This window comes from Euryhalocaulis sp. (assembly GCF_013911995.1).
GTDB lineage: Bacteria > Pseudomonadota > Alphaproteobacteria > Caulobacterales > Maricaulaceae > Euryhalocaulis > Euryhalocaulis caribicus.
The window spans coordinates 65,192-87,845 of sequence record NZ_JACESD010000006.1; the positions used below are offsets into that span (position 1 = coordinate 65,192).

Below are 22,654 nucleotides of genomic sequence, written 5' to 3' on the forward strand. Positions count from 1 at the left end.
CCGGCACTCTGGCGGGCCGCAAACCGCTCCGCAAGGCGTCAAAAACTCACCAGGCGCCCATTTCCATCAGTTTGCGGCGAAGTTCCGGCGGCAGATCATCGCCGCCTGACGCGCTTTCCAGATCCCGGGGCGCGTCTTCTTCACGCAAATATCGCCAGCCCTGGAACGGGCGTTTCAGCATGGGTTCGGTACGGATCAGCTCCGGCGCGAATACGATACGGCAAGCGGATTTGCCGTTTCGCTCCGCCTCTTCCAGCGCCGTGATGGGCGAACGCGCCATGACGACGCCCTTCATGACCCAGTAAAGCGACCCGCCATCCAGAATTTCAGCCGCCCGGCGCGGCCGCTGGCGCGTGACGTGAACCGGCGGCGCATCGGAACTGGCCATGCGCCGCTTGCGAATTTGCTCAAGCTGGTCCGGCGTATCCACGCCAACGCAGAGTTTGATGAGGTGAAGCGCCATGATTCACCGTTAAAATATGGCGCGCGGCCGCCCTATGCAAAGCGTTGCAACCGTTACTCGGGCGCCGTTTCTACCATTTCAAAGCCGCTATAGGTCGTGGTGCTCTGCTCGGAGAAGTTCTGGAACATGGCGCTTCCGGACACTTTCGTTTCCTCCCGGACAGAAACCAGAGGCCCCTCCCCGCCATCAACCGGCGCGAAATCGATGCGCACATTCATCTCTTTGACTTTCGCAACCGGGGCCGGCTTGAAGGGTTCGGGGGCAAAAAAGCGCATGCCGCTCAACCGGCCGCTCTCCTTGTCGACAAAAACTTCGCCATCCAGATAGCGGGTAATGTCCGCTCTCTCGCCGCCGCCGGCCATTTCAACGCCCTCTTTCAGGTCAAAATTATAGACCCATGCGCCGTCTTCCTCCCGAAGAAAGTCCGTTTCGCCTGCGGTCAGGAGGCGGCGCGGATCGGTGATCAGCGCGTCCCGGTCCGGCGGTTCTTCCGCGCCGGCAAGCGATTCATTGTGGGACCGGGACGCGGCTTCGGCTGCGTCAGTCTCCTCTCCGATCACGCTCCAGGGCGGTTTCTGGGACGGATCGTAACGCAAAACCACCCGCACATCGGGCTGTTCTATGGTTTTACGGAACGAAAAACGGGTGGATTCATGGTCTTCCAGCCGCGCTTCCGCATCGGAAATTGCCGCTTCCAGGGCGGCAATATCGTTGGAATGGGCGGCTTGCGGGACCAGCAAAAGCAGGCACAGGCTGTAAAGCGCTTTCATGGAGTCCGGTTTATTCAATCCGGCGTCCCGGTCAACGCTCTCACGCGGCCTTCAAGGGCGGCTTTCCGGCCATTCCGGCGGCCCTGAAAGCGCGCGCCAGAAGCAGTTTTGCCATGTTCAGGGCGCGCGGCGCCTCTTGCGGGTTCAACGGGCTGAGGCCGAAACGGCGCCGCAAAACGCCGTTTGCGGCATAGGCGCCGTTGATGATTGCTGACCGCCAACTGGAATATTCCATCGTCACCGACACGTTCAGGCCTTCCAGATTCTCGACCCGGTGCGGACTGTGGAGCGGCCAGCTCACCATGTCTCCCGGCTCCATATCGAACGTCTGAACGCCGTTCTCGAACCTGGAATCATACGGCAGATCGTCATTTGTCAGATCGACAATGCGGTCTTCATACTCGACCGGGTCCAGATACGGCGCTTCCGGCGGGTAAAGGAACAGCCGTTTACGGCCCCGGACATGCCACAACAGCACGTCTGTCTTGTCACAATGATAGGGAACGCTGGCCGTGGGGGATGAGATCAGTATCCCCGCACTGACCTGGCGGGGCTGAAAATTGGTCGAGGCGACCTTCAGTTCAGCGACAATCGTGTCCAGAACGGCCTTGTATTCGGGCGTTTCATTCATTGCCCGGCGCAGATTGATCCAGATACGGCCGTTGCGCACTTCGTTTAGCAAGGCGGCGCCGGACGTCTGTTCCACGTCAATAACCGGAAAATCCTTCGCATCCCGGCTTTCGCCGCGCGGCGCATGGATGTCGGTCAGCTCGCGCGGGTGGGATTCGATCAGCCGGGCCAGCGCTTCGTCATCAAAAAGCGGTATCTCATGCAGGCTGTGCCGGGCCCGAATCGGGGCGCGGGAGAAGGTTTCGGAGAAATTCGCCGTTGCAGTTTGAAACAAAGACCCGGTCATGAGCAGCTCCTGATAGGTTTCGCCTGTCAGGAGAGCAAAAGCCGGGCCAGTTCGCGCGCTACGCGGCTTCTTCCGCTTCCTCCGCCAGGGCAACCAGAATCTGCCCCTCGGAAACCTGTTCTCCGGCCTCCGCCGATACCGATTCCACCACCCCGTCGCGCGGCGCGGTCAGGGATTGCTCCATCTTCATGGCTTCCAGGATCACCAGGGTTTGCCCCTTGGTGACGGAATCGCCCTCTTTCACCCGAACTTCCAGCACTTTTCCGGGCATCGGCGCCTCGATCTGGCCTTCCGCTTCGGCGGCGTCTTCCACCTTCGCGCGCGGCGACACAAAGCGCAGGGATTCGCCGCGATATAGCAGGATCAAGCCTTCTTCCGTTTCCAGAACACGGCCCTGCACGGGCTCGTCGCCGACCTGCCCCTCGAACCACTCCTCGTCACGGTCGATCCAGATCGGGGTTTCGTCCTCTCCGTGACGCCAGAAATACCCGTCTTCGCTCGCCGTGACAGGGATTTCCCGGCGTTCGCCATCGATCAGGAATGACACGCCCAGACGGGGGCGGAGATTGACCCGGAAACCGTCCATTCTGGACCAGGGGGAGTTATCTTCACCCGCCGCGACGGCGCGGCCCAGCGCCCGTTCCTCACGGATATCCAGCGATAGCGCCGCGGCAATGGGGGCCGCCGCCTCGATCTGGCGCGCGGTGTCGGAGAGCGCGTCGATATGCTGGGCGATGAAACCGGTATCCACCGCGCCGCGCATGAATTCGGGCCGCCGCAGCGTGCGCGCCAGGAAGCCAGCATTCGTCTTGACGCCAAGGACTTCCACGGCCTCGACCGCCTCGGTCAGGCGGGCAACGGCCGCCTCGCGATTGGGCCCGTGGACGATGATTTTCGCGATCATCGGGTCGTAATGGATGGAGACCTTGCCGCCCTCCTCGACCCCGCTATCAACACGCACGTCGTCGGCTTCCGGCAGGCGCAGCCAGTCCAGATCGCCCGTGGAGGGCAGGAATCCGGTGGAGGGGTCCTCGGCATAAAGCCGTGCTTCCATAGCGTGGCCGTTGAGGCGGATTTCATCCTGCGGGGGCACTGAGCCGCCGGCCGCGACCTGCAATTGCAGCTCTACAAGGTCCATTCCCGTGACCATTTCGGTCACCGGATGCTCCACCTGCAGACGGGTGTTCATCTCCATGAACCAGAAGCCGTCTTCCCGCAGATCGCCGGAGCCATCGGCAATGAATTCAACGGTTCCGGCGTTTTCGTAACCCACCGCCTTGGCGGCATCGACAGCGGCCGCGCAAATGGCCGTGCGCACATGCTGCGGCATGGCCGGCGCCGGCGCTTCCTCGATCACTTTCTGATGGCGTCGCTGCAGGGAGCAATCGCGCTCGAACAGATGGATCGCGTTTCCTTGTCCGTCGCCGAAAATCTGCACTTCCACATGACGCGGATTCTCGATGAACTTCTCCAGCAGCACGCGGTCATCGCCAAAGGCGGACGAGGCTTCGCGCCGCGCCGCTTCCAGCGCGGGCTGGAATTCCGACGTTTCATTGACCCGGCGCATCCCCTTGCCGCCGCCGCCGGAGACCGCCTTGATCAGCAGCGGATAACCGATTGATTCCGCTTCCTTCGCCAGACGGTCATCGGACTGGTCATCGCCCATATAGCCGGGCGTGATCGGCACCCCGGCCTCGTCCATGATTTTCTTGGCTTCGTCTTTCCGCCCCATGGCGCGGATAGCGGAGGGCGGCGGCCCCACGAAGACGATCCCGGCCTTCTGGCAAGCTTCTGCAAATTCGGCGTTTTCCGACAGGAACCCGTATCCCGGATGGATGGCCTCCGCGCCTGTCTGGCGGGCGGCGTCCAGAATGACCTCCACGTTCAGATAGCTTTCGCGCGGCGCGGCGGGACCGATCCGAACGGCCTCGTCGGCCTCCAGCACGTGCGGCGCATCGGCGTCCTCATCGGAATAAACCGCGATAACGCGCACCCCCATGCTGCGCGCGGTGCGCGCGATACGGCGGGCGATTTCGCCCCGGTTCGCGATCAGAAGAGACTTGAACATGTCAGGAAAAACCGTCTTCAACCTGTAGAAATCCAATTTGCGGCGACCCTCACCGATCCGGGCCGGTTGGGCAAGCCGCCGCAGCCTTCAAGATCACTGATTGACGGCAAGGTTCAAGGCCGGACACTCTGGATACATGGTCCCCAAGGATACAATCGACCTTCCGATCCTCGACAAGCTGGGCTTCCTGGCGCGCCGCGCCGTGCGGCGCGAGGCGAGATGGTTCAGCCTGCCCGGAGGACAACCTCTATTCCACAAGGGCGACCCGGCGGATGCCTTGTATTTCGTGGTTTCCGGCTCCGTGGGGGCATTCCGGGAACGCGACGGTCAACTGGAGCTGCTGGGCCATATCCGGCCCGGAGAACCGGCCGGCGAAATCGCACTGTTTGCCGACCAGCCACATTCCGCTTCGGTTTATGCTTTGCGCGACTCAGAGCTGATTGCGCTGCCGAAAGACGAATTTTTGGAAATTGTCGGGCGGCGTCCGGAGCTTATGGGCGATCTGGCGCGCATGATGATTACCCGGATGCGGCGCGCCAATCCGCGCAGCTCCGCGCCGCGCGTCTTCGCCCTTATTTCCTCCTCCCCCTCCATCGACCTGCGCGCCTACGGGCTGCAACTAGCCGAAGCGATGGAGCGCACCGGTTCGAAGGTCGCGTATATGGACGGGGAGGAAGCGGGCGATATGGACCGCCTCGCCCAGCTGGAAGACAAATACGATCAGGTGCTTCTGGCCGCGCCGCTGCGGGAGGGATCATGGACCCGCGCCGTGTTGCGGCAGGCCGACCGGATCTGGCTGCTGGGACGCTCCGACGCGCGTCCAAGCGATCCGCTGTTGCCGGGTGAAATGACGCCGCTGGCGCGGCTGCGGCTGGTCGACATGGTTCTGATCCACCCGCAGGGCGCGCCGCCACAGGCCGCGCCGCGAGAATGGATGAATGCGGCGCGGGCGACGCGGATTTTCCACTGGCGCATCGGCAATGACCACGATGTCGACGCGCTGGCCCGCACCGCCTGCGGCAAGTCGATCGGGCTGGTCCTGTCCGGCGGCGGGGCGCGCGCCTACGCCCATGTCGGGGCGATCCGGGCGCTGCGGGAGGCCGGCTTTCATTTTGACTTTCTGGGCGGCACCAGCATGGGCGCGATCATCGCTGCAGGCGTTGCCATGGGCTGGGACGACGAGGAGCTGGACCGCCGCCTAAGACAGGCCTTCGTGGAGACCAACCCGCTGGACGATTACGTTCTTCCGGTCGTGTCCCTGACACGGGGCAAGAAAGTCGACGCCCGCCTGAAACGGCATTTCGGCGACGTCGATATCACCGATTTGCAGCATCCTTTCTTCTGTATCTCCACCAATCTGACCAAGGGCGAACCCATGGTCCACAAGCAGGGCATGCTGCGCAAAGCTCTGCGCGCGTCCATCGCCATTCCCGGCCTGTTGCCGCCCGTGGTTCAGGACGACCAGCTTCTGGTCGATGGCGCGGTGATGAAGAATTTCCCCGCCGACGAGATGCGAAACTTTCACCGCGGGCCGATTGTCGGGCTGGATGTGGGCCGGACCAACGCCATCGACGCGGACGATTTCGTCGACGCGCCGAATTTCTTCTCCTGGGTACTACAGCACGGATTCAGGGATACGCCGCCCATCGCCTCGCTGTTGCTGCGGTCCGCCACGGCCGGAAGGGAAGGCGAGATGATGATTCGCCGCGACGAGGCGGATGTCCTGATCCATCCGGGTCTGCAGAATATCGATATCCGCAACTGGCGGTCCTACGACCAGGCCGTCCAGGAAGGATATGACACCGCCAAGGCGGTGCTGGGGGATCTGGACGGAGGGCCGGAAGCCCTGACCGCCACGCAATCGCCGATGTCCGATATTATCGGGCCTTGAGCCTATTGGCCTTCCGGCGCGGGACGAACCGTTACGTTAAGCGCGGTGTTGTCCTCATCCAGCACGCTCATCGTGTCTGAAGGAGACGCGGCGTCCGCGGGCTGTGCGCCGTAATCGGCGACCAGGCCAAAGGAGGCGCCGCCGACCTCTGTCGAGGCGCGTTCGACTTCGCCATCGGACCGCATGGCCGGACCCTGATATTCCAGCGGGACCGGTTTGTAGCGTTCCCAGTAAACCGGTTCGATCCGGATGCCGCGAACCACCACTTCGTCCGTGGTTTCATCGGCGGATTCAACTGTCTCAGCGGTCTGTTCGCCGGCAGAACGGGCATCGTCCTGCGCAAATGCGGCCGCGGCGATAAAGACGGTTGCGGCGCCGGCGCCAAGAAGAGTCTTGAAAGTCATGATCAGGCCTTCCGTTTCCAGCGGATGCGTCGAGTGCGCGGGCCTGATCCGTTCCGGCATGGAATGGATGGCGCAGCGCGGTCAGCCATCCGTATTTTTAACATAGGCGGTGAAACGCCGAGGCAAAGCCGGAAATCGAATTTTTTAGCCTTCCCCGTTTCCGGACTCCGCGCCTGACTCCGGCTCCGGCGCATCGCGGCCGCCTGTCCGCGGATCGCCGGGTTCAGCCGTGTCGGCTTCTGTCGTGTCTGCGTCGACGACAGGACTGTCGTTTCCGCAAGCGGCCAGAAACGACGCGGAAGCCAGCATTATGGCGGCGCAAATTGACCTGGTTTTCATGATGGCTCCGCAATTGGCGTTACCAACCTAACGCGTCAGCCTCGCCAGAGTTCTTCGCGTATTAAAATTCAACGTCTCCGCCAGCCATTTCGACAATCCCGGCGAGGTCCAGAGCGCGGCTGGCAGTCTCTTCCAGCATGCACCCGGCGGCGACCGGCTGCGCCATGGTTCCGCCCTCGAAAACCGCGTAGGGGAGCGCGCATTTGGCGTCCCGGTATTCGATCCAGTAGCGCTGCACATCCCGCAAATCATCGGCCGTCTTTCCCGGCAAGGCGGCGCGGGCGTCCCGGTACCAGGCATTGAGATAGCCGTCCCACAACGCGGTCTCCCGCGCCTGACACGCAACCATGCCGACCGTGGTGTAGCCTTCCGGCTTGTCCATGCAGGGATCGCTGACGACGCCGGCGCAGGATTGCCAGGCATCGCCCTCCTCCCTGGCCGCGGACAGGCAGTCGGCCAGCGCGGTGCGGTCAGCCCCGGAAGGGGTTTTGAGCGTATCGTAACCGCTCTGACTTTCCCCGCCGATCAGAAGAACAAGCGCCAGTATTTCAATCATTTGGACCAAGTCCCTTTAAATGCATCCACAGCCTGCAAAACGGCATTAAACTCATCTTTCTTGGAAACTACGCATCACTGAATTAACCATAAACCGGTTCGCCGGGGTGGTGGGATGAAAAAACGCTTCAAAACCGACGCCCGCGTCTGGGGCCGGGTGGCTGTGAGCATGCTGGCGGGCGCCATTTTCAGCGTGTTCGCACTGGCGGCCGCAGCGTTGCTGCACGCGCAATCCAGTCTCCTGCGCGTCGGGATCGGAGCCGTAATCATCATCATTCTTGTCTTCATCGCTGCTTGGCTGGCGATCTGGGAGAAGGAGCGGCGCGTTCTGGGCCAGGAATACGCCTATTCGAAGCCCGTGCTGTGGAAAGTCTATCTTCTGATTGGCGTGGCTACGGCGGCGATCCTTGCCCCCTTCGCGCACATGCTGATCACAATCAGCATACGGAATGGAAGCCGCGTTCCGGTCTTTTCCGGCCTGCTGGATACGGCGGGAGACGCCGCGCCATATCTGATTTCCGCTTCTGCGATTCTGGCCGGTTTCGGCCTGATCTTTGGCGGCGGCGTGATCGTGGTCCTGCTGGGCCGGACCCTGCAGGTCCTGCTGGAGTCCACCGGACGGCAAATCGAGGTTCTGCAAAGGGTCGCGACGAGCGATCTCGAGGGCATACGCTATTATTCCAGCGTCGCCTCGATCGGGCTGAGCGACGCCATAAGCAAGAAAAGCAAACCGGTGCTGAAGACCCTGCCCGCCTGGACGCCAGACGAGGTTTTGACCAAGCCGGCCGCCGATCAGGCCGAGCTTAGCAAGCTGGAGAAGGCGCTGCGCGAGATCCGGGAAAGTGAATTTTACCGGCGCAAAGTGCTGGTCCTCGATATGGCCAGCCTGCCGATTGAAGACCGGTTCACGCGCTTTCTGGAAGCGGAGCATATCGAGGGAGACAAACCCGATCTGATATTCTTCGTGCGTGAGAGCCGCGATTATATCGGGCTGTTTGCCTATGCCCTGCGGAAGACGTTCCTGACCTATTGGCGCGGGCTGCCGGATGAGGACAAGCGCCGACTCTACGCCCAGATGAAACACGGCAATGATTTCTTCCGCGATCATGTGGACCGCAGCCTGTACCGCCAGGAAGAAACGCAAGCTTGCGCGCCCCTGCTGGCCTTCCCGGTCAAGGAAAGCGATACGGTCTGGCAGGCGCTGTACCAGTCCGCCGGACGCAATGTCGGGCTGGCTTTCATCGTCGATCCGCGGACAGGGTGGCCGGACACCGCAATCCGGATCGAGGATATCGTGGAATGGACCAATAGCCGGGCCGTGAGCCGTTTCCGGATCGCTCACACGCCGCTGGCCGGACAGGAAAACGGCGAGAGAATTAGCGCCTGACCCGTCGGGTCATTCCCTTTGAATGCCTATTCTTCCGCCGCGGAAGGCCCAGAACCCGGCTGGCATTCTGTCGTGTATGCGACCGCGTAGGGCTGGTCGAAGCAGGCGATCAACCCATCGACAACATTCAGATTGGACGGCCAGACAGGCCGCCAGCCATATTCCGCTTCAAACCTGTCGGCGGCCTCATCGAATCCTTCAGGCTTGGGCGTTGCCGCCAGTCTGTCGCGCCAATCGGTCAGGGAATCCCGGTCCCGCTCGAGAAAAGCAATCGTCGCCTGCTTATAGGCTAGGTCCGCCATGTCTCCCGCGGCCTCCTCCTCCGCGGCGGAGAGGCGCATCGACTGGATAGCGCCTTCGACATCGCCCGCCGCGGCGCGCAACTGGCCTTCATGCCAGCGCATCAAGGATGGATTGTCCGGCGCATTTCTGGCGCGCCAGTCAGCGATCAGGTCGGCCGCGGCGGCTTCGCAGCCCTTGATATTGGCCAGCGTTCGCCATCCGGACTCATAAGTCTGGTCGAAAGCGTCCAGATCCATCGCCAGCATGGCGGCGCGGTCGTGGGAGCAATCAGGCGCGGTCTGGAGGGATTGCGCCTGGCCGGCATACATTGCCAGGGCGGCCGAAACGATACTGATCATTTACGCCCCCCTCGCCGGCGCCCTACCCGGTCTCGCCGAACAGCTCCCGGCCGATCAGCCAGCGGCGGATTTCCTGCGTGCCGGCACCGATCTCGTAGAGCTTGGCGTCGCGCAGCAGGCGGCCCGTCGGGTATTCGTTGATATAGCCGTTGCCGCCCAGACACTGGATCGCTTCCAAGGCCATCCATGTGGCCTTTTCCGAGGCGAACAGGATTGCGCCCGCAGCGTCCTTGCGGGTGGTCTCGCCCCGGTCGCAGGCCTGTGCCACGGCGTAGATATAGGACCGCGCCGCGCCCAGCGTGACATACATGTCCGCCAGCTTGCCCTGCATAAGCTGGAACTCGCCGATCGATTTGCCGAACTGCTTGCGCTCGTGAACATACGGGATCACCACGTCGAGGCAGGCCTGCATGATGCCGATGGGGCCGGCGGCCAGAACCGCGCGCTCATAATCGAGGCCGGACATCAGCACCTGAACGCCGCCGCCCACCGGGCCCATGACGTTCTCTTCCGGCACTTCGCAATCCTCGAACACCAGCTCTGCGGTGTCGGAGCCGCGCATGCCCAGCTTGTCCAGCTTCTGGGCGACGGAGAACCCCTTCATGCCCTTCTCGATCAGGAAGGCCGTCATGCCCTTGGATCCGCCCTCGGGGTCGGTCTTGGCGTAGACGACCAGCGTCTCGGCTTCCGGGGCGTTGGTGATCCACATCTTGTTGCCGTTCAGGACGTAATGATCGCCCTTCTTCACCGCGCGCGTCTTCATGGAGACGACATCGGACCCGGCGCCCGGCTCGCTCATCGCCAGGGAGCCGACATGCTCGCCCGAGATGAGGCCCGGCAGGTATTTCTGCTTCTGCTCGTCATTGCCCCAGCGGCGGATCTGGTTGACGCAGAGATTGGAGTGCGCGCCGTAGGAAAGGCCCACCGACGCCGAGGCGCGGGAGATTTCCTCCATCGCGATCACGTGTTCGAGATAGCCAAGGCCGGTGCCGCCCAGCTCCTCCTCCACGGTGATGCCAAGAAGGCCCAGCTCGCCCAGCTGAGGCCAGAGATGCTTGGGAAACTTGTTGGTTTCGTCGATCTCTGCGGCGATGGGCGCGATCTTGTCAGAGGCGAAGCTCTGCACGGTGTCGCGAATCATCTCGGCGGTGTCGCCGAGGTCGAAGTTCAGAACGGGATAGGAATTTGAAATCATGCGCGGGTCTTACCACGCGCTTTGAAGTCCTGCCTAGCCGCCAGCTACGTTCGCTCGCGGACGAGCTGCCGCACCAGAAACCACATCGACCCGATCATCACGACCGCCCCCACCGCGGCAATCAGCGGGCCGTAGAGCGCAGTCTCCCGCCCGCCGCTCCAGCGCAGATAGGAGTCGAAAAGCCCGAAGCCGGTGAGGCCGACGCCAATGACAAGGAACAGCGCATACCAGAGCGCGCTGGATCCCTCGTCATCCGATTCCGTCGTCGCAGCGAGGTCCCGCCATCTCTCGATCTCCGATTTCTCCTCGGATATCCAGAGCTCTTCCTCGCTGGGCGGCTCGGGCGCGTCGCCCGTCACCGGCCCGGCTGAAGCCACAGGCCCGTTATCCCCCGATAGGGCCGTGGCTTTCGCCGTTCCGTAAGGTCTGAAATTCTCTGTGTGCTCACCCTCTTCGCCGTCATCGTCGAAGCTGGCGATATCTTCTTCGGCTTCCTCGTCCATGCCCCGGGCGATGCGGGCTATCACGTCCTCGACCGGTTCCGGCGCGGGCGGGCCGGCGGGCTTTTCCGCCTCTGGCTCCGCAGCGGCGTCTTCAACCCTGTCCGGCGCCTCTGCCTCGTCTTCGGGCGCCGCCTGCGGCTCCGGCATGGCGATATCGAATTCGAGCATTTCCGGCTCTTCGGCATCCCGGTCCGGCGCGGGTTCCGCTTCTACAGGTTCAGGCGAAGCGGCGGCCGGGGCGGGCATGTCCGCGAAGGTCCCCACATGCACCTCAAGCGGCTGGGCCCCGCCCTCTTTCATGGCCGGCGCGGGTTCAGGCGCGGCCTCCGGCTGTTCAAGCGCGGGCGACAGCGGCGCGAATTCCGGGGCGCTGGAGCCGCTTTGCAGATCGACGCTGACGCTGACCGCTTCGCTGCCGCGCGAGCCGCCGGGATTGGCGCTGGCCACGCGGACCTGGGGCGTCGGCGCGACGACATAGCCTTCTTCAGGTGTCAGGAAGAGCGCCTTCTCCGCAGCGCGTCGGCGCGCCAGCGCATCCACGACGACGACCCGGCCGTCAAACTCCGTCATGCGCCAGTCGTCGAACGCCTCGGCGGCGTCTATGGGCCGTCCTTCATTGATATTGAGCAGCACGTCGGAGCGCAGGAACCGCTTCGGGCCGATATTGAAGGCCAGCGAGGCGAGCGCATCGAACTCATTCTGGGTCAGGGGCGCGAAGACGTGTTCGGTAATGGCGTCCTCGACCGGCTGAAGATCGTAGATCAGCAGCTTTTGCGCATCGTCGCGGGTGACGCGGGCGCCCTCACGCGCGCTTTTGACGTGGCCATAGCCGACCACCCAGCCGCCTTCATCCAGCGGCGCGGCGACCTCGCGGAAGCCTTCGAAGGCCATGATAAGCTGGCGGCCCTTGGGTGATGTGCGCAAACGCGGCGTCATTGCATGTCCTAAAACGGCACGGTTCGGTTTCTTGTTCGAACCGGTCTCTGCAACTCACGCGCCGCGAGGCGTATCAGTCGCCGCTTCTGAACACGTCCACGGAGTCGATGGCGGTGAACGGCGCGAAGAATCCGCCGCCCGCGCCGCCGCCAATGACATAGAACTCGCCGTCATGCGCGGCCCCGGCCGCCGCGGAGCGGGGCGTGGGAAGCGGCGCGCCTTCCGCCCACTGTCCCGTCGCGGCGTCCAGGATGAGATGATCCCTCAGCGTGGCGTCCGAGGACGCGCGCCCGCCGGCGACATGTATGCGGCCGCCGACAATCGCCGCGGCGTGTCCATAGCGCGCTCCCGGAAGGGCCGGGCCTTCGCGCCATGTCTCGTTTTCCGCATCGAAAATGTCGACGCGCGACAGGCCGCCGGACTCACCGACGCCGCCAATGACATAGATGTCGCCATTGAGGGCCACGGCAGCCGCGCCGCGGCGATCGGCGACGGGCTCCTCGCCAGCCTCGCGCCAGCCATTCTTCGCCGGGTCATACACGCTGACCACGCCCGCGCCCGCGCCCGAGCCGCCGACCGCGTAGAGCTTGCCGCCGGTTTCGACCAGCGTGAAATTGGCGCGCGCCGCGGGCATGGCCGGGGAATCCGTCCATGTTTCTTCGGACGGATCATAGATCCAGACATCGTCGATGGGGTCGGTCGGAGAATCTTTGGTGTAACCGCCAGCCACATAGATTCGCCCGTCCAGCGCCGCCAGACCCATGCGCTCCAGAGCCATGGGCAGGGGCTGCAGCCCGCGCCAGGAATCGGCGGCGGGGTTGTATTCATCGAAGTCTTCGATCGGCGCGAGAAGGCCGGAGCCGCCCGCGGCATAGATCAGGTCGTCGGAGACGGTGGCGGTGACGCCCGCCCGCGGTGATTCCAGCGAAGCGGCGGCGCGCCAGTCGCTGGACGCGGCCGCATCAGGCGATTGCGCCATCACGACAGCGCCAAGCGAGACAAGAGTCGAAATCATTACAGGAGCATCCAGGCTGCGAGTCCAAGAAACACGAAAAAGCCGACCATATCGGTCACCGTGGTCACGAAAACCGACGATGCGACGGCCGGGTCGGCGCCAAACCGTTTCAGGGCCAGCGGTATAACAATGCCCGACAGGCCGGCGCTGGCCAAATTCACGACCATCGCAATGGCGATGACAAGGCCCAGATCGGCGCGGCCAAACCAGACTGCGGCCACGATGGCCATTACGACGGCGAAAATGAGACCATTGACGACGCCGGTCAGCATCTCCCGCACGATGATGCGGCGGGCATTGGCGGAGGTCAGGTCGCGGGAAGCCAGAGCGCGCACGGCCACGGCCAGCGACTGAGTGCCGGCGTTGCCGCCCATCGAGGCGACAATCGGCATCAGCACGGCCAGCGCGACCAGCTGCGCAATCGCCGCCTCGAACAGCGCGATCACGGCGGAGGCTGCGACCGCCGTCAGGAGGTTCACGAACAGCCAGGGCGCCCGCGCGCGGACAGAGGACAGGACCGTGTCGGAGAGGCCGGCTTCGGTCACGCCGGCCAGGGCCAGCATGTCTTCCTTGTTCTCCTCCTGGATGACATCGACCATGTCATCGACCGTGATCATCCCGGAAAGACGGCCGGATTCATCGACCACCGGCGCCGAAATGAGGTGGTATTTCTCGAACAGATAGGCAGCCTCTTCCTGATCCATTTCGGGGCGGATCAGGGCGCGCGGCGCAAGCATGATGTCGCTGAGACTGGTGTCGCGGGGCGAACGCATGAGGTGCGAGACCGGGACTTCCCCCACCGGCTTGAAATCCGGCGAGACGACATAGATTTCGAAAAACAGCTCCGGCAGATCATCACCCGCCGCGCGCATGTGATCAATTGCGTCCCCGACGGTCCAGAATTCCGGCGCCGCCACGAACTCCCGCTGCATGAGGCGGCCGGCGGTCTCTTCGTCAAAGGCCAGGCTTTGCTCGAGGATTTTGCGGTCCCGCGCGGGAACAGCCGCCAGAACTTCGGCCCGGGCCTCCTCCTCCATGTCCTCGACAACTTCGATGGCGTCATCGGTCTCGAGGTCGAGAATGGCGCGCGCAACTTCAACCGGATGAAGTTCGTCGAGAACCAGCTCGCGGCTGTCGTCTTCCAGCTCCGTGAGGATGTCGCCGGTGATTTCGCGCGGGATCAGGCGCACGACCGCGCGCAGCTGTTCATTCGCCAGCTGCTCGAACAGGTCGGCAATATCGGCGGGGTGCCGTTCGAGCAGAATGGACGTCAGAAGGTCCGGATCACTGAGATCGACAGCCTGGGCGATGCGGGCCACGTCGTCCGCATCGACATCCGCCTGAGAGAGCTCGGCGGATTCGTCTTCGGGCTCGATCAGGGTGTCGCTCACGCCGTGTCTCCGCTCTTCCAGGGCCTGTCCGGTCGAGACCAGATTTAAAACCTCGACGCCCGCTTGGCGAGCGCCGGTTCAGCGTGATTCACGGCTATGTCTGAGAAAGAATGGTGCGGTCGAGAGGAATCGAACCTCCACGGCCTCTCGGCCACAGCGCCCTCAACGCTGCGCGTCTACCAGTTCCGCCACGACCGCACATTTCGTTGCGAAGAGCGGGGGAGTTAGCAACTCCCCGCGCGCTTGTGAAGCCTCACGATCAGGCGGATGTGAGACGAAGGATTTCAGCGACCAGCCGGTCCGGGTCCACAGGCTTTGTGACATAACCGTCCATGCCGGCCTCGAAACAACGTTCCTTGGTGCCGGACAGCGCGTCCGCGGTGACGGCGATGATCGGCGTCTGACCGTTCGATTCGCGGTTACGGATTTCCTCGGTGGTCTCATACCCGTCCATTTCGGGCATGTGGAGGTCCATCAGAATCAGATCGAAAGCGCTATCGGAGGAAAGCTGCACAGCCTCACGGCCGTTATCGACCAGCACAGCGTCATGACCGAAGGTCTTCAGGAGCCCCTCCATCACGATCTGGTTAATCAGATTATCCTCGACAACGAGAACTCGGAGGTTCCGGTCTGTTTTACCCATTCCAACCCGTGGACATTCTTTTCGGCGCGCCGTCCGCGACTTTTCGTTCAAATTTGCTCACGCCTTAATGCGCAAGGTGAGGTATGATTCAGGTTTATGCTGTTGGCCTTACTAACTCCCTAACAACCATAGCCGCCACCATCGGATGCAGCATCTTGACGGTCAATAGCAGTCGTCGGGAATAGCAAATTCCTGATTTTGGAAAACGCGTGTAATTAAACTAAATATCAACTTGTATTAATGCCGACCGGGTTGAATTTTTCTTTCATTGTAACCAGCTCTTCAGTAGCAGTCGGATGGACAGCGCACGTCCTGTCGAAGTCTTTCTTTGTAAGGCCCGCTTTCACGGCAATACCCACAGCCTGAATAACTTCCGGCGCGTCCGGCCCCACGATATGACAACCGACCACCACCTGGTCCTCTTGCCGCACGATCAGCTTCATCATCATGCGGTGAGAATCGCCAGTCAGCATCTCCTTCATCGGGAAGAAGCGCGCCTTGTAAACATCGACCTTGAACTGCTTGCGGGCCTCCGCCTCGCTAAGCCCTACAGTCCCCACGGGCGGTTGCGTGAAAACGCCCGTCGCGATCTTGTCGTGATCGAAGGTCATCGGGCTTTCATTGAATTCGGTTTCCGCGAAGGCCTGGCCTTCGCGAATCGCGACCGGCGTCAAATTCATCCGGTTGGTCACGTCGCCCACGGCCCAGATATTATCGACATTGGATTTTGAATATTCGTCGACCTTGATCGCGCCCGTTTCATCCAGATCCACGCCTGCGCTCTCCAGCCCCAGCGTTTCCGTTTTCGGCTTGCGTCCGATGGCGAACAGAACCTGATCGGCCTCGATTTCCGAATCGTCCGACACATTGACCCGTATGCGGCCATCGCCGGTTTTCTTGAGAGAATCCACGTTGGCGTGGGTGATGATCCGGACGCCGTTCCGCTTCATGCCTTCGGTGACATGGGTGCGAATATCGTCATCAAAACCGCGCAGGACGACATCGCGGCGATAGACCAGACAAACCTCGGAACCCAGGCCGCGGAAGATATCGGCAAATTCACAGGCGATATACCCGCCCCCGACGATCACGATATGCTCAGGGACCTTGTCCAGATGGAAAACGTCATTGGAGACGATGCCGAGATCCGCGCCCTCAATATCCGGCCTCACGGGCCACCCGCCGACGGCGACAAGAATCTTCTCCGCGGTGACGGTGCGGTCTTCGTTCACGAGATGGATCGTGTGCCGGTCCTTCAACTCCGCCCGGTCCTCGATCACATCCACGCCCGAATTATCCAGATTGCGGCGATAGATGCCGGATAGACGGTCCACCTCGGCATGGAGGGCGTTCATGAAGGGCGTCATCTCGAATTTCGGGGGCTCGGGGAAAGACCAGCCATAGCCCTTGGCGTCTTCGAAATGCTGTTTGAATTCGCTGGCATAGACCATGAATTTCTTGGGCACGCAGCCGCGGATCACGCAGGTGCCGCCGATCCGGTCTTCCTCCGCAATCGCCACGCGGCCGCCCGCCATGGCGGCGACGCGCGCGGCGCGGACGCCGCCGGAACCGGCCCCGATCACAAAAAGATCGTAATCATAGTCACTCATGAAATGTCCGCCCTTAATCTATGTCTGTCCCGGCCAGACCGGAAAAATCGCCAGACGGGAGATAACCCCGCGCCCCGACCTATCCAACCCTGGAGACACGCCATGATGACCAAGTCATTCGCTCTGCTGACTGTTTTAGTCCTTGCCGCCTGCCAGATGGAGGCGGGAGATCAGGAAAGCGCCGAGGCTCCCGCTTCAGGCGATTTGCGAGGCGACGCCCCTGATGCGATTGAAACGCCGCCGGCTGACGCGCCGGAATTCACCGACTATGCCGCCGACTACACCGGGGAATGGGCGGCGGCGGGCGATTGCGGAACGCCGATGACATGGGAGTTCGCCGTTGGCCATGTCTATACGGCCGGCGAGATGGCCTGTGACATTGCCGAAATCCGCAACGGCCCGGGTCAGATCAATCTGCTGACGGAAAACTGCATGGCGGAAGGCGCGGCGCAGCCCGATTACGGCTTCACGCTGACGCCGCTGGGCGAAGACCGGATGGAGGTCGATTTCCGGGCAAAAACCGTGCTGGAGCGTTGCGGCTAGCTATTGCCGCTCGATGATCTCCGCCGATTCATCGCCGCCAACGACAATGAAGCGCGCGATGTCGAGGAACATGCCGTGCTCGACCACGCCCGGAATCGAGGTGAGCATTCGGGCGGTCAATTCCGGATCGGGAATCGATTTGCACTGACAGTCCAGAATGAAATGCCCGCCGTCGGAAACGAACGGGTCGCGCGGACCGGACCGCTCGCGCAAAGACACATCGGCGCCCTTGCAACCGGAATCGCGCAGGGCGTCGAACACCTTCTTCGCCGTAATGGTGAACCCGAACCGGTCGACTTCCACAGGCAGCGGAAACGCGCCCAGCTGCTCGACCATTTTCGACTCGTCGATAATCACCACCATCACGTCAGAGGCGTGCGCGACGATCTTCTCGCGCAACAGGCAGCCGCCGCCGCCCTTCATCAGACGAAAATTCGGGTCGACCTCGTCCGCGCCGTCAATGGTGAGGTCGACGCGGTCGGCATGCTCGACCGGGATGATGTCGATACCGGCGCGCTCCGCGCAGCGGCGGGTCCGCTCGGATGTCGGGATGCCGGCGATATGCAGGCCTTCCGCGACGCGCTCGCCAATCAGGTCAATCAGGATCTCCGCCGTCGAGCCGGAGCCCAAGCCGATGATCATGTTGTCGTCGACGAAATCCAGAGCCGCCAGCGCGGCGTTATGTTTCTGTTGATCGCGGCTCACGAACCAATCCCGCCCAGTACTATCAGCTTGGTTTCCTGAAACTCTTCCATGCCCCAGCGGCCGCCTTCGCGGCCGATGCCGGATTGTTTCACGCCGCCGAACGGCGTGGAGGAAGACCCGACGAGCGGCGCGTTCACGCCGACCATGCCATATTCCAGCGCCTCGGCCAGACGGTGAACCCGCCCGACATCGCGCGTATAGATATAGCCCGCCAGACCGTAGGGCGTATCGTTGGCGATGCGGATCGCCTCTTCCTCGTCATCGAAGCGCATGACGCTGAGCACGGGGCCGAAAATCTCGTTCTTCACGATGGACATGTCAGGCGTTGCGTTGTCGATCAGGGTCGGCGCGAAAAAGGCCCCTTCCCGGTCCAGCCGCGCGCCGCCCGCCGCGATGCTGGCTCCGGCGTCAGAGGCTTCGCGGACCAGACCTTCGACCCGGCCAACCGCTTCCTCATGCACCAGCGGGCCCATATCGATGCCGTCCTCGAACCCGTCGCCAACCTTGATGGCCTCGACCTTGGCTTTCAGGACCTCGACAAACTTGTCGGCCACGCCGCGCTGCACCAGCAGGCGGTTTGCGGCCACGCAGACCTGACCGGACACGCGATACTTGGCGAGAATGGCGCCGGCGGCGGCCGATTCCAGATCGGCGTCGTCCATGACGATGAAGGGGGCGTTTCCACCCAGCTCCAGCGCCACCTTCTTCACCGTGTCGGCGGACTGGCGCATCAGCAGTTTGCCGATCTCCGTCGAACCGGTGAAGCCGAGCATGCGGATGCGTGGATCGCCCGTCAGCACCGGCCCGATATTGGCCGCTTCGCCCGTTACCACGTTCATCACGCCCGGCGGCAGACCGGCGTCTTCGGCCAGCTTGGCAAGCGCCAGCGCGGTCAGCGGGGTTTCCGGCGCCGGCTTCACCACGGCGCAACAGCCCGCCGCCAGAGCTGGCGCAACCTTGCGGGTGATCATGCCGGCGGGGAAATTCCACGGCGTAATCGCCGCGACAACGCCGATCGGCTGCTGCAGCGTCATGACGCGCGCGTCCGGCCACGGGGAAGACAGGGTTTCACCGTGGCTGCGCTTGGCTTCCTCGGCATACCATTCGACAAAATCCGCCGCATAGACCACCTCGCCCTTCGCCTGCGCGAACGGCTTGCCCATCTCGGCGGTGATGAGGCTCGCCAGATCATCCTGATTGGCGAGGATCAGGTCATACCATTTGCGCAGGATCGCGGCGCGGTCATTGGCGCGCGTTTTCTTCCAGCGCTCAAACGCCTCTGTCGCCGCGCTTACGGCCTCCAGCGCGCCCTTCTCTCCGACATCGGCGATATTGGCGATGGTCTGGCCATTGGCCGGGTTGGTCACCGCGAAGGTCTTGCCGCCCTCGCCGCCGACCCATTCACCGCCGATCAGCGCCTCTTCCCGAAACAGGCTCTTGTCCTTGATGCGATCCGCCAAGCTCATTCCTTGTCCCTCGTCTTCTTGTCGCGGAAGCGCTTTGCCCAGCCTTCCTTGTTCGATTGCCGCGCCCGGCCGACCGCCAGGGCGTCTTCCGGCACGTCCTTCGTCACCACGGATCCCGATCCGACGTAAGAGCCAGATCCGATATTGATTGGCGCCACCAGGGCGCTGTTCGAGCCGATAAAGGCGTTCTCGCCTATCACCGTTCTATATTTGCCGAAACCGTCATAATTGCAGGTGATGGTTCCAGCCCCGATATTCGCGCCGGCGCCGATATCGGCGTCTCCGATATAGGTCAGATGGTTCACCTTGGCGCCGTCGCCAAGGGTGGCCTTCTTCACCTCGACAAAATTGCCCACGCGCGCCCCGGCGCCGATGTCGGCCCCCGGCCGCAAACGCGCATAGGGGCCGATTTGAGCGCCCTCGCCCACGCGCGCGTCCTCCAGATGAGAGAACGCGCGAATGGCGGCGCCGCGGCCGATTTTAACGCCAGGGCCGAAAACGACATGCGGCTCCACCGTCACGTCGTTGTCGATCTGCGTGTCATGGGAAAAGAAAACGGTTTCCGGCGCGGTCAGGGTGACGCCGCGCGCCATTGCGTCCAGCCGCATGCGGGACTGGAACGCCGACTCCGCCGCCGCCAGATCGATACGTGAATTGACGCCGAGAAATTCATCGGCCGCGCCGCTGACCGCCGCCGCCTTGAGGCCGCGTTCACGGGCGATGCCGACAATATCGGTGAGATAATATTCGCCCTTGGCGTTGTCGTTGCCGACCTCGCCCAGGAGATCGAACATCAGGCTGGCGTCCGCGGCCATCACGCCGGAATTGCAGAGACGGACGGAAAGCTCGTCCGTGCTGGCGTCCTTGGCTTCGACGATCCGCTCCAGCCCTCCGGTCTCGTTCAGGATCAACCGGCCATAGGCCCCGGGATCATCCGGTTCAAACCCCAGCGCAACGATATCGGCTTCGCCGGTGATCGCCTCATAGGCGCGTTCCACGGTTTCGGCGCTGATCAGCGGGGTATCGGCGTAGAGGACAGCGATGTCGCCATCGAAACCGGCCATCGCATCCTTCGCGCAAAGGACGGCGTGCCCCGTGCCCTGCGGCGGCTCCTGAACCGCCGTGACGCAGCCAAGTTTCAGGGCGCGTTCGCCGACTTGCGGGGCGTGCGCGCCATAGACCACCGCGATGCGCTCGCATCCGCTGGAACGGGCCAGATCAATCGCCCAGTCCAGCATCGGCCGGCCGCCGACGGAATGAAGCACCTTGGAGGTTTCGGACCGCATACGGGTTCCGTGACCAGCAGCGAGTATGACGGCAGCGCGGGATCGGCTCATGAATCCTCCGGCGAAGGGCTAGGAATCAACGCCGTTCTTAGCCAAAAGCGTGGAACCGCGCACGGGGCAATGAGGAGAAATCCGCCGCAGATGACAGACCTTTTGCACAAGACAAGCCTGATCTTCGATCTGGACGGGACGCTGGTCGACACTGCGCCGGACCTGGTGGCCGCGTTGAACCGGACCATCGAGCCGGAAGGACTGGCGCCGGTTCCGTTGGAAACGGTCCGGCACATGGTCGGGCACGGCGCCCGGCGATTGATCATCCGCGCGCACGAGGAACAGGGGTTCACCCTGTCTGACGAGGCGCTGGAAACCCTCACGGCGAAATTCATCGAGATTTACGGCGGCAATATCGACCGGTTCGCCCGTCCTTTTGAGGGCGTGGAGCCGACCCTGGACTTGCTGGCGCGGCGCGGCGCGAGGCTTTCGGTCGCCACGAACAAGCCCAACGCTCTGGCGGTGTTGCTGTTGGAGCGGCTGGCGCTGGCGGACCGGTTTGAGCGGATCGTCGGGGCAGACGCCGCCCCGAACAAAAAGCCCGACCCCGCTCATCTAAGAGCGGCAGCCGGGCCAGATGCGTCAAATATGATCATGGTCGGCGACAGTAGCGTTGACGTCGAAGCGGCGCGCAATGCGGGGGCCGCCGCCATCGTCATGTCTTACGGATATACCGATACCGAGCCAGAAAAGCTGGGAGCCGATCGGGTGCTGGACCGTTTCGACGCCCTGCCCGAAGCGATCGAGTCGCTTCTGTAAGCTTTACGCGGACCGGCGGATGACGCCGCGCGGGTCCTCGTTATTGTTCGCGGCCTTGCGGGGCAGACCGTTCACCATGTTCGAGCGCACATCGGTGCGGGCCGAACGCATGGCCGGCATGAAGCCCGCCTCCACGAGGTCAATAGAGACATCGTAGCCGCGTTCTTCCCAATATTGTTCAATACGTTGTTTGAGACGGCGTGCGCCTTCTTCCGTGCAATGATCGTTCATGACCTTCTCCTGCGTCTTTCTGCGTAAAAAAAGGGCCGCTTAGAGCGTGTTCTATCAACGCCCCTCGGCCCCCGACGTTCCGTGATTGAGTTTCCTATATAGGATGATCTTATAAAACGAAAGCATGACAGCGTCCGACTGCGACAAGCGGACGCACTCTCCACCCCTTATGAAAGTCACTTTTTCCCTGATTTCAAAACGAATTTGGCAGTTTCAAGCCATCGGAGTTTCAACCAAAACGGGAGGGCGGGTCCGGCAATCAGAATACGGCAAATATGTGGCCAATATTTGCGATATAGGAAATATTTTGATATTCGATCCTGAGAAAGCGGGACGGGACCATGATACAGAGCGAAACAATCGGGCAAAGGATAAGGCGCGCGCGCATGCGTCAGGGCCTTTCGCAATCCGAACTGGCCACGCGCGTCAAGGTGAGCCAGCCGACCATCGCGAACTGGGAACAGGACAGCCATGCGCCGCGCACCGCGACGCTGGACCGGGTCGCCAAAATCCTGGGCGTTGAGCCATTCTGGCTGATGAATGGCGGCGGCGGACGCAATGGCCATTCCGCCGGCTCTTTCCTGTCGCTGCCCATCCGCCACGCGCCGCTTTTCGACTGGCCGGCGGCCGATAACGGGTTCGAGCCGACCCGCCAGGAACCGCGGGACTATTTTGCCGTGTCGACGCGTGCAGAAGATTGCTACGCCCTCACCGTTCACGACCCCGCCGTATCGTCTGTATTTCCGGAAGGGTCCATCGCTATTCTGGACGCAACCCCGGGGCAACTGGCGGACGGCGATTTCCACCTGTTCAACATTGACGGGAAATATTGCCTGCGGCGCTATCGTTCCTCGCCGCAACGCCTTCAATCGGCTGCGGTCAATGG

The 22,654-nt window shown here is 62.6% G+C and carries 22 protein-coding genes and 1 tRNA gene; 5 read left to right on the forward strand and 18 right to left on the reverse strand.

Annotated elements, in window-relative coordinates:
- Positions 1-46 precede the first annotated feature (46 nt).
- Genes H2040_RS02825 through H2040_RS02840 form a run of 4 tightly spaced genes read right to left on the reverse strand, consistent with a single transcriptional unit; the run spans position 47 to position 4,217 of the window.
- Complete coding sequence (locus tag H2040_RS02825; protein ID WP_287154241.1) at positions 47-463, reverse strand: DUF1489 family protein; 417 nt, start codon at positions 461-463, stop codon at positions 47-49.
- A 53-nt stretch (positions 464-516) separates the two neighbouring features.
- Positions 517-1,233, reverse strand: coding sequence for a hypothetical protein (locus H2040_RS02830; protein WP_287154243.1), 717 nt, complete (start codon positions 1,231-1,233; stop codon positions 517-519).
- 40 nt (positions 1,234-1,273) lie between these two features.
- A complete protein-coding gene (locus tag H2040_RS02835; RefSeq protein WP_287154245.1) occupies positions 1,274-2,149 on the reverse strand; it encodes a cupin-like domain-containing protein in 876 nt (291 codons plus the stop codon).
- A 58-nt stretch (positions 2,150-2,207) separates the two neighbouring features.
- Positions 2,208-4,217 (reverse strand): acetyl/propionyl/methylcrotonyl-CoA carboxylase subunit alpha, encoded by a 2,010-nt coding sequence (locus H2040_RS02840; protein WP_287154248.1) that lies wholly within the window; start codon positions 4,215-4,217, stop codon positions 2,208-2,210.
- Between the two features lie 136 nt (positions 4,218-4,353).
- Between H2040_RS02840 and H2040_RS02845 the strand changes: the two genes are divergently transcribed.
- A complete protein-coding gene (locus tag H2040_RS02845; RefSeq protein ID WP_287154250.1) occupies positions 4,354-6,108 on the forward strand; it encodes a patatin-like phospholipase family protein in 1,755 nt (584 codons plus the stop codon).
- 2 nt (positions 6,109-6,110) lie between these two features.
- Here the strand turns inward: H2040_RS02845 and H2040_RS02850 are convergent, their stop codons facing one another.
- Positions 6,111-6,512, reverse strand: coding sequence for a hypothetical protein (locus tag H2040_RS02850; protein WP_287154252.1), 402 nt, complete (start codon positions 6,510-6,512; stop codon positions 6,111-6,113).
- Between the two features lie 400 nt (positions 6,513-6,912).
- Positions 6,913-7,407 carry a lysozyme inhibitor LprI family protein gene (locus H2040_RS02855; protein WP_287154254.1) on the reverse strand — a complete coding sequence of 165 codons (495 nt, stop codon included), beginning with the start codon at positions 7,405-7,407 and terminating at the stop codon, positions 6,913-6,915.
- Between the two features lie 114 nt (positions 7,408-7,521).
- Here H2040_RS02855 and H2040_RS02860 point away from each other — a divergent pair, with 114 nt between their 5' ends.
- Positions 7,522-8,793, forward strand: a complete 1,272-nt coding sequence (locus tag H2040_RS02860; RefSeq protein ID WP_287154256.1) for a hypothetical protein — start codon at positions 7,522-7,524, stop codon at positions 8,791-8,793.
- Between the two features lie 26 nt (positions 8,794-8,819).
- Here H2040_RS02860 and H2040_RS02865 read toward each other — a convergent pair whose 3' ends face one another.
- The 8 genes from H2040_RS02865 to gor all read right to left on the reverse strand — a co-directional run bounded on the left by H2040_RS02865 (position 8,820) and on the right by gor (position 16,727).
- Positions 8,820-9,434 carry a hypothetical protein gene (locus tag H2040_RS02865; protein ID WP_287154258.1) on the reverse strand — a complete coding sequence of 205 codons (615 nt, stop codon included), beginning with the start codon at positions 9,432-9,434 and terminating at the stop codon, positions 8,820-8,822.
- A 22-nt stretch (positions 9,435-9,456) separates the two neighbouring features.
- Entirely contained in the window at positions 9,457-10,629 is a 1,173-nt protein-coding gene (locus H2040_RS02870) for an isovaleryl-CoA dehydrogenase (RefSeq protein WP_287154260.1), read from the reverse strand.
- 44 nt (positions 10,630-10,673) lie between these two features.
- Positions 10,674-12,068, reverse strand: coding sequence for a lysozyme (locus H2040_RS02875; RefSeq protein ID WP_287154262.1), 1,395 nt, complete (start codon positions 12,066-12,068; stop codon positions 10,674-10,676).
- 73 nt (positions 12,069-12,141) lie between these two features.
- On the reverse strand, positions 12,142-13,083 hold the full coding sequence (locus H2040_RS02880; protein WP_287154264.1) for a Kelch repeat-containing protein: 942 nt from the start codon (positions 13,081-13,083) through the stop codon (positions 12,142-12,144).
- On the reverse strand, positions 13,083-14,474 hold the full coding sequence (gene mgtE, locus H2040_RS02885) for a magnesium transporter (RefSeq protein ID WP_287154266.1): 1,392 nt from the start codon (positions 14,472-14,474) through the stop codon (positions 13,083-13,085). Before mgtE ends, H2040_RS02880 begins: the two co-directional genes overlap by 1 nt.
- A gap of 111 nt (positions 14,475-14,585) precedes the next feature.
- Positions 14,586-14,672 (reverse strand) — tRNA-Leu (locus H2040_RS02890).
- Between the two features lie 61 nt (positions 14,673-14,733).
- The gene (locus tag H2040_RS02895; protein ID WP_022696596.1) at positions 14,734-15,117 is read right to left on the reverse strand and encodes a response regulator; all 384 of its coding nucleotides are present in this window, start codon (positions 15,115-15,117) and stop codon (positions 14,734-14,736) included.
- A gap of 227 nt (positions 15,118-15,344) precedes the next feature.
- Positions 15,345-16,727: a glutathione-disulfide reductase gene (gor, locus tag H2040_RS02900; RefSeq protein WP_287154270.1), complete on the reverse strand. Its 1,383-nt coding sequence runs from the start codon at positions 16,725-16,727 to the stop codon at positions 15,345-15,347.
- A 102-nt stretch (positions 16,728-16,829) separates the two neighbouring features.
- Between gor and H2040_RS02905 the strand changes: the two genes are divergently transcribed.
- Entirely contained in the window at positions 16,830-17,270 is a 441-nt protein-coding gene (locus H2040_RS02905; RefSeq protein ID WP_287154273.1) for a hypothetical protein, read from the forward strand.
- Here H2040_RS02905 and rpiA read toward each other — a convergent pair whose 3' ends face one another.
- From rpiA to glmU, 3 genes are read right to left on the reverse strand one after another with little or no spacing between them, the layout of a single operon-like run.
- Complete coding sequence (gene rpiA / locus H2040_RS02910) at positions 17,271-17,975, reverse strand: ribose-5-phosphate isomerase RpiA (RefSeq protein WP_022696593.1); 705 nt, start codon at positions 17,973-17,975, stop codon at positions 17,271-17,273. It lies immediately after the preceding gene.
- Entirely contained in the window at positions 17,972-19,441 is a 1,470-nt protein-coding gene (locus tag H2040_RS02915) for an NAD-dependent succinate-semialdehyde dehydrogenase (protein WP_287154276.1), read from the reverse strand. Before H2040_RS02915 ends, rpiA begins: the two co-directional genes overlap by 4 nt.
- Positions 19,438-20,778: a bifunctional UDP-N-acetylglucosamine diphosphorylase/glucosamine-1-phosphate N-acetyltransferase GlmU gene (gene glmU / locus H2040_RS02920; RefSeq protein ID WP_287154277.1), complete on the reverse strand. Its 1,341-nt coding sequence runs from the start codon at positions 20,776-20,778 to the stop codon at positions 19,438-19,440. Before glmU ends, H2040_RS02915 begins: the two co-directional genes overlap by 4 nt.
- Positions 20,779-20,868: 90 nt before the next feature.
- Between glmU and gph the strand changes: the two genes are divergently transcribed.
- Complete coding sequence (gene gph / locus H2040_RS02925) at positions 20,869-21,537, forward strand: phosphoglycolate phosphatase (protein WP_287154279.1); 669 nt, start codon at positions 20,869-20,871, stop codon at positions 21,535-21,537.
- 3 nt (positions 21,538-21,540) lie between these two features.
- Here the strand turns inward: gph and H2040_RS02930 are convergent, their stop codons facing one another.
- A complete protein-coding gene (locus tag H2040_RS02930) occupies positions 21,541-21,768 on the reverse strand; it encodes a hypothetical protein (protein ID WP_033310294.1) in 228 nt (75 codons plus the stop codon).
- A gap of 386 nt (positions 21,769-22,154) precedes the next feature.
- Between H2040_RS02930 and H2040_RS02935 the strand changes: the two genes are divergently transcribed.
- On the forward strand, positions 22,155-22,654 hold a 500-nt coding region (locus tag H2040_RS02935; protein WP_287154283.1), incomplete at its 3' end, for a LexA family transcriptional regulator.

Bases quoted from the DNA above. Each gene is read 5' to 3' on its own strand.
- H2040_RS02840 (WP_287154248.1), bottom strand. From the start codon at position 4,217: ATGTTCAAGTCTCTTCTGATCGCGAACCGGGGCGAAATCGCCCGCCGT.
- H2040_RS02905 (WP_287154273.1), top strand. From the start codon at position 16,830: ATGATGACCAAGTCATTCGCTCTGCTGACTGTTTTAGTCCTTGCCGCC.
- H2040_RS02930 (WP_033310294.1), bottom strand. From the start codon at position 21,768: ATGAACGATCATTGCACGGAAGAAGGCGCACGCCGTCTCAAACAACGT.
- H2040_RS02870 (WP_287154260.1), bottom strand. From the start codon at position 10,629: ATGATTTCAAATTCCTATCCCGTTCTGAACTTCGACCTCGGCGACACC.
- H2040_RS02825 (WP_287154241.1), bottom strand. From the start codon at position 463: ATGGCGCTTCACCTCATCAAACTCTGCGTTGGCGTGGATACGCCGGAC.
- gph (WP_287154279.1), top strand. From the start codon at position 20,869: ATGACAGACCTTTTGCACAAGACAAGCCTGATCTTCGATCTGGACGGG.
- H2040_RS02855 (WP_287154254.1), bottom strand. From the start codon at position 7,407: ATGATTGAAATACTGGCGCTTGTTCTTCTGATCGGCGGGGAAAGTCAG.
- H2040_RS02915 (WP_287154276.1), bottom strand. From the start codon at position 19,441: ATGAGCTTGGCGGATCGCATCAAGGACAAGAGCCTGTTTCGGGAAGAG.
- H2040_RS02880 (WP_287154264.1), bottom strand. From the start codon at position 13,083: ATGATTTCGACTCTTGTCTCGCTTGGCGCTGTCGTGATGGCGCAATCG.
- H2040_RS02895 (WP_022696596.1), bottom strand. From the start codon at position 15,117: ATGGGTAAAACAGACCGGAACCTCCGAGTTCTCGTTGTCGAGGATAAT.
- H2040_RS02865 (WP_287154258.1), bottom strand. From the start codon at position 9,434: ATGATCAGTATCGTTTCGGCCGCCCTGGCAATGTATGCCGGCCAGGCG.
- H2040_RS02835 (WP_287154245.1), bottom strand. From the start codon at position 2,149: ATGACCGGGTCTTTGTTTCAAACTGCAACGGCGAATTTCTCCGAAACC.
- glmU (WP_287154277.1), bottom strand. From the start codon at position 20,778: ATGAGCCGATCCCGCGCTGCCGTCATACTCGCTGCTGGTCACGGAACC.
- gor (WP_287154270.1), bottom strand. From the start codon at position 16,727: ATGAGTGACTATGATTACGATCTTTTTGTGATCGGGGCCGGTTCCGGC.
- H2040_RS02860 (WP_287154256.1), top strand. From the start codon at position 7,522: ATGAAAAAACGCTTCAAAACCGACGCCCGCGTCTGGGGCCGGGTGGCT.
- H2040_RS02875 (WP_287154262.1), bottom strand. From the start codon at position 12,068: ATGACGCCGCGTTTGCGCACATCACCCAAGGGCCGCCAGCTTATCATG.
- H2040_RS02850 (WP_287154252.1), bottom strand. From the start codon at position 6,512: ATGACTTTCAAGACTCTTCTTGGCGCCGGCGCCGCAACCGTCTTTATC.
- H2040_RS02830 (WP_287154243.1), bottom strand. From the start codon at position 1,233: ATGAAAGCGCTTTACAGCCTGTGCCTGCTTTTGCTGGTCCCGCAAGCC.
- H2040_RS02845 (WP_287154250.1), top strand. From the start codon at position 4,354: ATGGTCCCCAAGGATACAATCGACCTTCCGATCCTCGACAAGCTGGGC.